Below are 12049 nucleotides of genomic sequence, written 5' to 3' on the forward strand. Positions count from 1 at the left end.
TCAATGGAAGGTTGACCGCCATACCAACAAGGCAATCTTTCCACTGTCAAGTATTGCGTTTTGTCGCCGTGGCGGATGCCGCGACACTATTCCAAGGTGCGGAATTCTCTCCTCGTCATTCCGGGGCGACGCGTCAGCGTCGAACCCGGAATCCATCGGGCATCAATGTGCGTAGCGAAATGGATTCCGGGCTCGCGCTACGCGCGCCCCGGAATGACAGCGACGCCTACCCGATCAAATCCGGATTGATCAGCCGCTCGAACGAGAACATCTCGTCCCACTTGTCCTGCGTCAGCAGCTTGCGCTCGACCACGACGATCTGGTGCAGCGACTTGCCGCTCTTATAGCCCTCGCGCGCGATCTCGGCGCATTGCTTGTAGCCGAGCAGCGGCTTCAGCACCGTGACGATCCCGAGCGAGTTGAGCACCATGTTGCGGGTGTGCTCCTCGTTGGCGGTGATGCCGACGACGCAATTCTCGCGCAGGCTGTTGACGGCGCGCTCCATGGTGCGGATCGAGAAGAACAGCGCGAACGAGATCACCGGCTCCATCACGTTGAGCTGGAGCTGGCCCGCTGACGCGGCCAGCGTCACCGTGGTGTCGAGGCCGATGACGAGGAAGCTGGTCTGGTTGACGACCTCGGGGATCACAGGATTGACCTTGCCGGGCATGATCGAGGAGCCCGGCTGCAGCTGCGGCAGGTTGATCTCGTTGAAGCCGGCGCGCGGGCCGGAGGCGAGCAGGCGGATGTCGTTGCAGATCTTGGTCAGCTTGCTCGCGGTGCGCTTGAGCACGCCCGAGAGCTGCACATAGGCGCCGGTGTCGGAGGTCGCCTCGACGAGGTCGCCGGCGAGAATGAAGTCGACGCCGGTCAGCGCGCTCAAATGCCGGACGGCGAGCTTGGGATAACCGTGCGCCGCGGTGACGGAGGTTCCGATCGCAGTGGCGCCGAGATTGATCTCGCGCAGCAGCGCCCGTGCCTCGGAGATGCGATCGACCTCCTCGCCCATGGTGGTACCCCATCCCCGGAATTCGGCGCCGAGCGACATCGGCACTGCGTCCTGGAGATGCGTGCGGCCCATCTTCAGGACACGGTCGAACTCGCGCCCCTTGGTGAAGAAGGCTTCCTGGAGCTGGCGCAGCGCGGTCATATAGCTCTCGAGCCGCAGGATCAGTGCCAGCCGAAACGCGGTCGGATAGGTGTCGTTGGTCGACTGGCCGTAATTGACGTGATCGTTGGGACTGACGTGCTGATAGTCACCCTTGCCGAAGCCGAGCGATTCCAGTGCGAGGTTGGCGATCACCTCGTTGGCGTTCATGTTGGTGGAGGTGCCGGCGCCGCCCTGGATGAAGTCGGTGACGAACTGGTCCATCATGTCGCCGGCGATGACGCGGTCGCAGCCGAGGATGATCGCATCCGCGACCTTGGCGTCGATCGCGCCGAGGTCGCGATTGGCCATGGCGGCGGCCTTCTTGACGTACCCGAGCGCCTTCACGAAGTAAGGCTCCTGGTTCATCGGAATGCCGGTGATGTGGAAGTTCTCCTTACCCCGGATGGTCTGGACGCCGTAATAGATGTCGTCGGCGATCTCACGCTGTCCGAGGAAGTCCTGCTCCGTACGGCTCATGGGCGCTCCTTGCTGCTCGCGCGACGTCCTTCAGTTCTGGCACAGCGCGCTGGTCACGAAAGTATCGGTGCGGCAGTCGTCCGGCTTGCGGGCCCTGCCGGGAATCAGGACCTTGGCCGAGCATTTCTCCGCGGAGTCGGCACTCAGGCTCTTGCCGTCCTTGTAACCCTTGCTCTGGCAAAGCTGGTCGGCGGCCTGCTTGCAATCGGGCGCGCCGTTGGACGAGGCCGGACAGGCTACCCGGCCCGACACCATGGTCGAGGGCTTGGCCAGCCGCGACAGGTCGTTCATGGTTTCACTGGGGCTTTTGATCGGCGGCAGGATCGAGGGCAGCTTGTCGAACAGCTTGCCCATTTCATTGATCAGCCCGGGATTTTCCTCGCGCGCCGGCGGCGCCGATGGAGCGGGCGTCGACGGCTGAGGCGCGGCCTGCGGCCCCTGCTCCTGCAGGCCAAGCGCCGGCGGAGCGGATTGCGGCCATCCGGTCCCGGCGGCACCGAGCAGGACCAGCAGCACCGCTGATATCAGCGTCCCGAGCCGCAAGGCTGGATTGCCGGATCGAACCATCATGACGGCGACCGTAGCCGAACCCGGCCCGGCGGCAAAGCGCTGTGGATCTAGATCAGCTTGATCGCCACCACGAAGCCGAGCACCAGCACGACGGCACCGATCGCCACGACGAGTCCGAGATGCTTTTCGATCCGGACCCGGATCCAGTCGCCATAGCGGTTGAGCAGGATGGCGACGATGAAGAAGCGCCCGCCGCGCGCAACGATCGAGCACAGGATGAACAGGACGACGTTGTAGCCGGCAAAGCCCGAGGTGATCGTCACGAGCTTGTAGGGGATCGGCGTCAGCCCCTTGAGCAGGATGATCACCGCGCCCCATTCCGCATAGGAGGCGCGAAAGGCGTCGACCTTGTCGCCGAGGCCATAGACCTGGATCAGCCAATGACCGACCGAGTCAAACAACAGTGCGCCGATGGCATAGCCCAACAGGCCGCCGAGCACCGAGGTGATGGTACAGACCATCGCATAGACCCAGGCGCGCTGCGGGCGCGCCAGGGACATCGGGATCAGCATCACATCCGGAGGGACCGGAAAGAAGGAGCTTTCGGCGAAAGACACGACGCCCATGATCCAGAGCGCGTAGGGCTTGTGGGCGGCGTCGATGCACCAGTCGTAGATACGTTTCAGCATGGCGCCGCGATGAAGCACCATAGGACGGATTTGTCCATCGCGAGTTTGTGACGTTCTAGTGGCGCTTGCGCGCGGTACGGCCCTCGAGCGCGACAATAGGCCGCCTGGCGGCCACGCGCGGTGACGCGACCTTAGGCAGTTTCATCGACGATTTCGGCAGCTTCTCGGCGATGCCGAGCATGTCTTCCCGCCGCGTCATCTCGCGCCAGACGTCCTCGGGGCGGACGCCCGCAGAGGCCCAGAGCACGGTGAGATTGTACAGGAGGTCGGCGCTTTCCCGGATCACGGCATCGGTGTCGCCATTGACGGCATCGATCACGACCTCGATGGCCTCTTCGGCGAGCTTTTTTGCCATTTTCGAGGGCCCGCGCTGAAACAGCCGGGCCGTACGCGATGTTGCCGGATCAAGATCCCTGGCCGCGAGCACAGCCAGATATAGCCGCTCAAGCGAATCACTCATGGTACTCAAAACTACTCTAAACAAATGGCGGGCGTGTTAACGCCCGACAATAAAAGCAGAAAACAGGCCGGCGCGGCAAGCGCGACGGCCTGTCATGGTCAACTCCAGCTGCCAGAGCTAGTAGCAGTTCTGGTGATATCCCTGGCCACACAGCTCCGACGGAGCCGTGCCGCCATAGCGCTGATACTGGTAGTTCGGGCCCGGGCCGTAATAGGGGCCGTAGGCCGGGCCGCTGTAATAGGCGGGGCCGCCGTAATAGCCATAGCCCGGACCGTAGTCATAGGCGTAGGAGTCACGGGTCGCGGCGATGGCAAGACCGGTGCCGATGGCCGCGAAAGCCGCAGCTGCGGCCGCACCGCCTCCACCGCCGTGCCAATGGCGACCGCCAGCGTATGAAGCGGTCGGAGCAGCCGCGGTCAACGCCAGCACCGCGGCAGTGGCAAGAACGGCCTTGCGGCCGGCAAACTTCGAAAGGCTGTCAAACATCTCCTGGACCCTCCTTGGGACCTCGAATGGTGCCTGCAGACAGGCTCATGTCTGTCAAACACCCGCATCCCATGTTGGGTTCCCCAACCCCAACACAAGCTGAACGGGGTTGCGTGATCGTGACGCAACCGCCGCTCATCCGCCGTTCATATTGGCGCGGACACACTGACCACGGCCGGCGCCGCAAGCGTCACGAAACCATAACAATGCGGAACCGGCGCAACTGATGTCAGGATTCAACACGACCGCCCTCCGTTGCCTGCTGGCTCTCTCGATCTCGCTTGCAACGCTCGTTGCACGCGATGTCAGTGCGGCCGAGACCGCTGCGCCGTCCGTTGCGATCCATTTCACCTTCGACCGCCCGCTCGACGCGAGCATGGCGCCGTTCTTCCTTGCGGCGAAGGACGGCAGGTTCAGCGCCGAACGTCTCAACCTGTCCTTCAACAGCGCAACCGGATCGCCGGAGGCGCTCGTACGCGTCGCCAAGGGCGACAGCGAGCTTGCGCTGGTCGACATCAACGAGTTGATCCGCTTTCGCGACAAGGAGGACTCCGCGCCGGTCAAGGCCGTGTTCGTGCTGTTCAACCGCGCGCCCTACGCGATCGTCGCGCGCCGGAGCCGCGGCATCCATGTCTTGCCCGATCTCGACGGCAAGACCGTCGGCGTTGCCGACGGCGATCTGTCGATGCGGCTGTGGCCGGCGCTGGCGCAGCAGAACGGCATCAAGGCATCGCGCGTCAAATTCCACAAGATTGGCGCTGCGGTCCGCGAGCCGATCCTGTCCGCGGGACAGGTCGATGCCGTCGCGGGCTTCAACTATCTCTCCGCGGTGAACCTGCGCGATCGCGGTGTGCCCGGAGCCGATCTCGTCGTGCTGCGTTATGCCGACTATGGCTGCGAGGCCTATGGCTTCGCCGTGGTGGTCAATCCCGCCTTCGCCGCAGCAAAGCCCGACGCCGTGAAGGGCTTCGTCCGCGCCTTGATCGCCGGCATCAATGCGACCATCAAGGAGCCGGCGCGCGCGGCGGACGAGGCCGCGAGCCGCATCGACGACGGCGACCGCGACCTGGAGCTGGAGCGCCTGCGCACCGTCCTCGTCGACAACATCCTGACCGACGAGGTCAAGCGCAACGGCCTCGGCGGCGTCGAGCCGGCGCGCCTGGAGCGCTCGATCGAGCAGGTCGCGCAGGATTTCAAATTCCGCAAGCGGCCCACGGCGGGCGACATCTTCGACGACCGGTTCCTGCCGCCGGTGGCGGCGCGGCTGATCAACTGAGAAAAACTGACTTCTTCCGCTATATCTCCCGCGCGATCCCTGCTTAAAATGCGGGCTCCGTCATCCGCTCGAGTTCCTCGCCGCATGCCCATCCTCCGTCTCTACACACGTGTTCTCGAACTGCTCGGCAGGGAGGCGCGGCTGGGCTGGCTGCTGGCGTTTGCCAATCTCCTGCTCGCCGCCTCGCAATTCGCCGAGCCCGTCCTGTTCGGCCGCATCGTCGACGTACTCTCGGGCAAGACGGTCGCCGGATCGAGCTCGGCCTGGCCGTTCCTCATCGCCTGGGTCGCGTTCGGGCTCTTCACCATCATGTGCAGCGCGCTCGTGGCCTTGCAGGCCGACCGGCTCTCGCACCGCCAGCGCCAGGCGGTGCTGACCGACTATTTCGAGCACATCCTGCAATTGCCGCTGACTTTCCATTCCGGCACCCATTCGGGCCGGCTGATGAAGGTGATGCTCAACGGCACCGACGCCTTGTGGCGGCTGTGGCTCGGTTTCTTCCGCGAGCACTTTGCCGCGATCCTCTCGGTCGTGGTGCTGCTGCCGTTGTCGCTCTACCTGAACTGGCGGCTCGCGATCCTGCTGTTCCTGCTCTGCATCGTCTTCACCGCGCTGACGACCTTCGTGGTGCGCAAGACCTTCGGCATGCAGATGGCGGTCGAGGAGCAATATAGCGAGCTGTCCGCACGCGCCTCCGACGCGCTTGGCAATGTCGCGCTGGTGCAGAGCTTCGTGCGCGTCGAATCCGAGGTGAAGGGACTGCGCTCCGTCGCCGACGAGTTGCTGGCCGCGCAAATGCCGGTGCTGTCGTGGTGGGCGCTCGTCACCGTCATCACGCGCGCCTCCACCACCATCACCGTGCTCGCGATCTTCACGCTCGGCATCGCGCTCCACGACCAGGGGCTGACCTCGGTCGGCGAGATCGTGATGTTCGTGAGCTTTGCGACGCTGCTGATCCAGAAGCTCGAGCAGGTGGTGAGCTTCATCAACAACGTGTTCATGGAGGCGCCCCGCCTGCGCGAGTTCTTCAATGTGCTCGACGCCGTGCCCGCGGTGCACGACCGGCCCGACGCAATCGACGCCGGCAGGCTGTCCGGCCTCGTCGAGTTCAACGACGTCACCTTCTCCTATGACGGCAAGCGGCCGGCGATCGAGGACCTCACCTTCACCGCGCTGCCCGGCCAGACCATCGCGCTGGTCGGCCCGACCGGCGCCGGCAAATCCACCGCGATCGCGCTCCTGCATCGCGCCTTCGACCCGCAATCCGGCTTGATCAAGATCGACGGCATGGACGTGCGCGGCGTCACGCTGACCTCGCTGCGCCGGAATATCGGCGTCGTGTTCCAGGAGGCGCTGCTGTTCAACCGTTCGATCGAGGAGAATCTGCGCGTCGGCAAGCCGGACGCGACCGAGGCCGAGTTGCGCAAGGCGGCCGAGCGTGCGCAGGCGCTCGATTTCATCGAGCGCAGCGGCGGTTTCGAGACCAATGCCGGCGAGCGCGGCCGCATGCTGTCCGGCGGCGAGCGGCAGCGGCTGTCGATCGCCCGCGCGCTGTTGAAGGATCCCCCGATCCTGATCCTGGACGAGGCTACCTCCGCGCTCGACGCCGTCACCGAGGCCAAGGTGAATGCCGCTCTCGACGAAGTGATGAAGGGCCGCACCACCTTCGTGATCGCGCACCGGCTCTCCACCATCCGCAACGCCACGCGGATCCTGGTGTTCGAGAACGGGCGGGTGATCGAAAGCGGAACTTTCGACGAACTCGTGGCCAAGAGCGGCCATTTCGCCGAGCTCGCCAGGGCCCAATTCATGGTTCACGAGACCACGCGGGCCAGTGTGACAGCCGCTGAGGCTGCTGCGACTGCTGCCAAATCCCCCTAGCAAGTCCCCACAGGATCGTCGAAATTCGGCCTATTTCATTGCGGAATACCCCGCTCATGCCCCTGTTCTCGACGCACCAGCCGGTATAGGTTTGCGACGCCGCGAGCGGCGGCGCTGGATTTCAGAACCGACAATCAGATCACGAGCACCGCCCGTATCAGGCGGGTCTCCAAGGACCGGAATCGGATAGTGCACGCCCTACGCCCGCTGCTTCGCAAATCCCTGTTCAACCTGTTCGCTGCGACGCTCGCATGTGCCGCGCTGCTTGCGCCGCGCGCGGCCAGCGCCGAAGCGCTGCTGCTGATCGAGGCCGACAGCGGTAAGGTGTTGCAGGCCGATAACGCGACCATTCCCTGGTATCCGGCCTCCGTCACCAAGATCATGACCGCCTATGTGACGCTGAGGGCAGTCAAGGACGGCAGGCTGACGCTCGACACGCTGCTCACGGTATCGCCGACGGCAGCCTCGCAATCGCCCTCCAAGATGGGGTTCCGTCCGGGAACGCAGCTTACCGTCGACAACGCGCTGAAGATGATGATGGTCAAGTCGGCGAACGACATGGCCGTGGTGCTCGCCGAAGGCGTCGGCGGTTCGATCGACGGCTTCTCCGCGATGATGAACGATACCGCGAAGAAGCTCGGCATGACGCAGACCAGCTACGTCAATCCGAACGGCCTGCCCGCCGACGGCCAGATCACGTCCGCGCGCGACCTCGGCATCCTCGCACGCTCGTTCCTGCGCGACCTGCCGGAATACGAATACTTCGTGCACATCCCGGCGATCCGCTTCGGCAAGCGCACCACCGGCAATTTCAACAAGCTGATCGGCCGCTATCCCGGCGCCGACGGTTTCAAGACCGGCTTCATCTGCGCCTCCGGCTACAACCTCGTCGCCTCGGCCACGCGCAACGGCCGCCGGCTGATCGCGGTGGTGCTCGGCGCCAATTCCGGCACGGCGCGCGCGGTGAAGGCGGCGCAGCTGCTCGAGCGCGGCTTCAGCCAGGACAATCTGACGTGGCTGCGTCCCTCGCTCGGCACGGTCGACAACCTCGTGCCGGTCGACGCCTCGCCGCCGAACCTGCGCGACGAGATGTGCGGCGGCCATCGCAAGCGGCCGGCCAGCGACGACGACGATGCGCTGATTGCGGCCAATGGCGGCACCAGCGGATCGGCCTCGGCCACCGGCGGCGAAGCCCAGGTGACCTTCTTCACCGCCGGCCTCCAGCCGCCTCTGATGAAGGCCTCCGAGCTGATGGCCTCGGCTCCCGCGGCGGCCGAGCCCGTGCTGGTCTATACCGGCCCGACCCGCACCGGCACCGCCCTGATCGCGGCGGTCGCGGCCGATGCCGACCAGCAGGCCGCCTCAAAGCCGCGTGGCAAGAAGTCGCGCGTGGCTAAGAAGCCCGACGCGGCCGACAAGCCGAAAGACGCGGGCAAGGACGGCGCCAAGGACACCAAGACGGCGGCTGCGAAGCCTGTTGCCAAGCCGGCTGAGGCCAAGAACAACGATAAGAACGCCGGCAAGAGCGACGCCAAGACTGCAGCGAAGCCGACAGCGCCCAAGCATGCTGCCGCCAAGCACGACGCGGCGGCAAAACCCGCCGAGAAACCCGCGGCCAGCAGCGATCAGAAGCCCGCCAAGCCCAAGGCCGCGACCAAGCCCGCCGCCAAGCCGGCCAACAACAGTTAACGGCGCGCCGAGCCGGGCTCCCGCGCTTCGCACCTGCGGCAGCGCGGTTTCTCGACGATTCCAGTAGCTACTCCCTGACCTATGTCTTAAGCCTCGACGACTTGCCACCCGTTCCGGCAGGCTCGATACTGGCGGCAATGAGGCAAGCCCGGGACACAGCGGGCTCTGGTAGATGAGGGGAGTTTTCCATGGAGCGCATCTGGCTCAAGCAATATCCGCCCGGCGTGCCCGCCGATATCGAGCCGACCCAATACGCATCGCTGGTCGATCTTCTTGAAGAGAGCTTCACCAAGTTCGCCGACCGCAAGGCGTTCATCTGCATGGACAAGTCCATCAGCTATCGCGACCTCGACCAGATGTCGGTCGCGCTCGCCGCCTATTTGCAGGGCCGCGGGCTGCAGCGCGGCGCCCGCATCGCCATCATGATGCCGAACGTGCTGCAATATCCGATCGCGACCGCCGCCGCGCTGCGCGCCGGTTTCGCGGTGGTCAACGTCAATCCGCTCTACACCCCGCGCGAGCTCGAGCACCAGCTCAAGGATTCCGGCGCCGAAGCCATCATCGTGCTGGAGAATTTCGCCCACACCGTCGAGCAGGTGATCGCCAGGACGCAGGTGAAGCACGTCATCGTCGCCAGCATGGGCGACCTGCTCGGCTTCAAGGGCGTGATCGTCAATCTCGTCGTCCGCCGCGTCAAGAAGATGGTACCGGCGTGGTCGCTGCCCGGCTCGGTCTCTTTCAACGATGCGCTGTCGGCCGGCCGCGGCATGACGTTCAACAAGCCAAAACTCTCGCCGGGCGACGTCGCCTTCTTGCAATATACCGGCGGCACCACCGGCGTCTCCAAGGGCGCCACCCTGCTCCACCGCAACATCGTCGCCAACGTCCTGCAGAACGACGCCTGGCTGCAGCCGGCGCTCGCCGCGCCGCCGCATGTCGACCAGCTCATGATCGTCTGCGCGCTGCCGCTCTATCACATCTTCGCGCTGACGGCCTGCTACCTGCTCGCGGTGCGCGCCGGCGGCTGCAATCTCCTGATCCCCAACCCGCGCGACATCGCCGGCTTCGTCAAGGAGCTGGCAAAATACCAGGTCAACAGCTTCCCGGCCGTGAACACGCTCTACAACGGCCTGATGCACCATCCTGATTTCAAGAAGCTCGACTTCTCGAAGCTGAAGATCTCCAACGGCGGCGGCATGGCGGTGCAGCGCCCCGTGGCCGATCAATGGAAGGCGATCACGGGCTGCTTCATCGCCGAGGGTTACGGCCTGTCGGAGACTTCGCCGACGCTGACCTGCAATCCGGCAACGGCAACCGAGTTCACGGGGACGATCGGCATTCCCGTGCCGTCGACCTACATCTCGATCCGCGACGACGACGGCAACGAGGTGCCGCTCGGCCAGGCCGGCGAGATCTGCGCCAAGGGCCCGCAAGTGATGTCGGGCTACTGGAACAGGCCAGAGGAGACCGCCAAGGTGATGACCGCGGACGGCTATTTCCGCACCGGCGACATCGGCATCATGGACGAGAAGGGCTACACCAAGATCGTCGACCGCAAGAAGGACATGATCCTGGTCTCGGGCTTCAACGTCTATCCGAACGAGATCGAGGAAGTGATCGCGAGCCATCCGGGCGTGCTCGAATGCGCCGTGATCGGCATCCCCGATTCCAAGTCGGGCGAGGCGGTGAAGGCTTTCGTGGTGAAGAAGGATCAAGACCTCACCGCCGACGCCGTGATCAAATTCTGTCACGAGCAGCTCACCGGCTACAAGGTGCCCAAGCACATCGAATTCCGGAGCGACCTGCCCAAGACCAATGTCGGCAAGATCCTGCGACGCGAGCTGCGCGACGAGAAGAAGGCTCAGGCGGCGTAAGCGCGTCGCCGGGTCATGACCGCGGTCGGCGATATCACGCCATCGGGCATTCTCGCCTTCTGGCGCGAGGCCGGCCGCGAGCGCTGGTACGAGCGCAGCGACGCTTTCGACGCGGAAGTCAGGCGCCGCTTTCTTGCTTTGTGGCAGAAGGCGATCGCCGGAGAGCTGGCATCATGGGAAGGCAGCGACGACGGCGCACTCGCGCTGGTCATCGTGCTCGACCAATTCCCCCGCAACATGTTCCGCGGCACGCCCCAGGCCTTTGCCAGCGATGCGCTGGCGCGCGACGTCGCCCGCCGGGCGATCGATCGCGGTGTCGATGCCAGGGTCGATCCGGTCCTGCTCGAATTCCTTTATTTGCCCTTCATGCATTCCGAGCACCTGCCCGACCAGCTGCATTGCGTCGCGCTGTTTCAGAACACCGAGAATGCCGAAAACCTGAAATACGCCCGGGAGCACGCCGACATCATCCAGCGGTTCGGCCGGTTTCCCCACCGCAACCGCCTGCTCGGCCGCGACAGCACCGCGGAAGAGCAGGCCTTCCTCGACAAGGGCGGCTTCGCCGGTTGATGACATCACGGTGAAGGGGCCCCACCCTCACCGCTTCGCCCGCCGGCAATATTGTGCAGGCCCGCCGCACGGTCTAATAAGCGGGATCGATATTCAGGGAGACCGACAATGGCGATCCAGACTGGCGACAAGCTGCCCGAGGCGAAATTCCGCGTGATGACGGCGGAAGGCCCGCAGGTGAAGACCACCGACGATATCTTCAAGGGCAAGAAGGTGGCGCTGTTCGCGGTGCCCGGCGCCTACACCGGCACCTGCCACAAGATGCATCTGCCGAGCATCTTCCTCAACGCCTATGCCTTGAAGGACAAGGGCGTCGACAGCATCGCCATCGTGTCCGTCAACGACGCCTTCGTCATGAACGCCTGGAAGCGCGACACCGACCAGCGCGACGAAGCCATCTTCCTCGCCGACGGCAACGCCGATTTCACCAAGGCGATCGGCATGGAGCTGGACGCCTCCGCCAACGGCCTCGGCATCCGCTCCAAGCGCTATTCGATGCTGGTCGAGGACGGCGTGGTGAAGAAGCTGAACCTCGAAGCGATGCCCGGCAAGGTCGAGGTCTCCGGCGGCGATACGCTGCTGGGGCAGCTGTAAGCTTCTCTTAGCGACAAGAGATACTGTCATGCCCCGGCTTGACCGGGGCATCCAGTACGCCGAGGCGTCTCGGCTCAATCACAACCGTCTCTGGAATACTGGATCGCCCGATCAAGTGTTTAGCCCGGACAGATCACTGAGAGGTGTTCGGAGACATAGCTGACACATCAAACTGGGCTGGATTGGTCGATTCGGGAGGCCGTCCATGCCCTGGAACGAGGTGTCGGTAATGGATCAGCGGCGCGAGTTTGTGCGACTTGCCTTGCAGGACGGAACGAACCGGCGGGAGCTGTGCCGGCGGTTCGGGATCAGCCCCGACGTGGGCTACAAATGGCTGAGGCGTTGGCGGGCTGGGGACCATGAGCTGGCGGATCAGTGCCGTCGGCCCAAGAG

12 protein-coding genes are annotated in these 12049 nt (G+C 64.6%); 7 read left to right on the forward strand and 5 right to left on the reverse strand.

What is annotated here, in order from left to right:
* Nucleotides 1-226: 226 nt before the first annotated feature.
* The 5 genes from AABA84_RS26710 to AABA84_RS26730 form a co-directional block, all read right to left on the reverse strand.
* A complete protein-coding gene (locus tag AABA84_RS26710; RefSeq protein ID WP_212245893.1) occupies nt 227-1627 on the reverse strand; it encodes an aspartate ammonia-lyase in 1401 nt (466 codons plus the stop codon).
* 30 nt (nt 1628-1657) lie between these two features.
* Nucleotides 1658-2197 (reverse strand): hypothetical protein, encoded by a 540-nt coding sequence (locus tag AABA84_RS26715; RefSeq protein WP_338313661.1) that lies wholly within the window; start codon nt 2195-2197, stop codon nt 1658-1660.
* Between the two features lie 47 nt (nt 2198-2244).
* Nucleotides 2245-2847 (reverse strand): YqaA family protein, encoded by a 603-nt coding sequence (locus AABA84_RS26720; protein ID WP_212245897.1) that lies wholly within the window; start codon nt 2845-2847, stop codon nt 2245-2247.
* A 34-nt stretch (nt 2848-2881) separates the two neighbouring features.
* Entirely contained in the window at nt 2882-3286 is a 405-nt protein-coding gene (gene hisE / locus AABA84_RS26725) for a phosphoribosyl-ATP diphosphatase (RefSeq protein WP_063200315.1), read from the reverse strand.
* Between the two features lie 117 nt (nt 3287-3403).
* Entirely contained in the window at nt 3404-3772 is a 369-nt protein-coding gene (locus tag AABA84_RS26730; RefSeq protein WP_212245905.1) for a hypothetical protein, read from the reverse strand.
* Between the two features lie 226 nt (nt 3773-3998).
* Between AABA84_RS26730 and AABA84_RS26735 the strand changes: the two genes are divergently transcribed.
* The 7 genes from AABA84_RS26735 to AABA84_RS26765 form a co-directional block, all read left to right on the forward strand.
* The gene (locus AABA84_RS26735; protein WP_338313662.1) at nt 3999-5048 is read left to right on the forward strand and encodes an ABC transporter substrate-binding protein; all 1050 of its coding nucleotides are present in this window, start codon (nt 3999-4001) and stop codon (nt 5046-5048) included.
* An 84-nt stretch (nt 5049-5132) separates the two neighbouring features.
* Nucleotides 5133-6929, forward strand: coding sequence for a glucan ABC transporter ATP-binding protein/ permease (locus AABA84_RS26740; protein WP_338313663.1), 1797 nt, complete (start codon nt 5133-5135; stop codon nt 6927-6929).
* Nucleotides 6930-7118: 189 nt separating this feature from the next.
* The gene (locus tag AABA84_RS26745; protein WP_338313664.1) at nt 7119-8618 is read left to right on the forward strand and encodes a D-alanyl-D-alanine carboxypeptidase family protein; all 1500 of its coding nucleotides are present in this window, start codon (nt 7119-7121) and stop codon (nt 8616-8618) included.
* Nucleotides 8619-8806: 188 nt separating this feature from the next.
* Nucleotides 8807-10492, forward strand: a complete 1686-nt coding sequence (locus AABA84_RS26750; protein ID WP_212245921.1) for a long-chain fatty acid--CoA ligase — start codon at nt 8807-8809, stop codon at nt 10490-10492.
* 15 nt (nt 10493-10507) lie between these two features.
* Entirely contained in the window at nt 10508-11062 is a 555-nt protein-coding gene (locus tag AABA84_RS26755; protein WP_212245923.1) for a DUF924 family protein, read from the forward strand.
* 108 nt (nt 11063-11170) lie between these two features.
* Entirely contained in the window at nt 11171-11656 is a 486-nt protein-coding gene (locus tag AABA84_RS26760) for a peroxiredoxin (protein ID WP_018321314.1), read from the forward strand.
* Nucleotides 11657-11861: 205 nt separating this feature from the next.
* Nucleotides 11862-12049, forward strand: a 188-nt coding sequence (locus AABA84_RS26765) for a helix-turn-helix domain-containing protein (protein WP_338313665.1), incomplete at its 3' end; no start/stop codon positions are given.

This window comes from Bradyrhizobium sp. TM239 (genome assembly GCF_036247985.1).
Classification (GTDB): Bacteria; Pseudomonadota; Alphaproteobacteria; order Rhizobiales; family Xanthobacteraceae; genus Bradyrhizobium; species Bradyrhizobium ottawaense.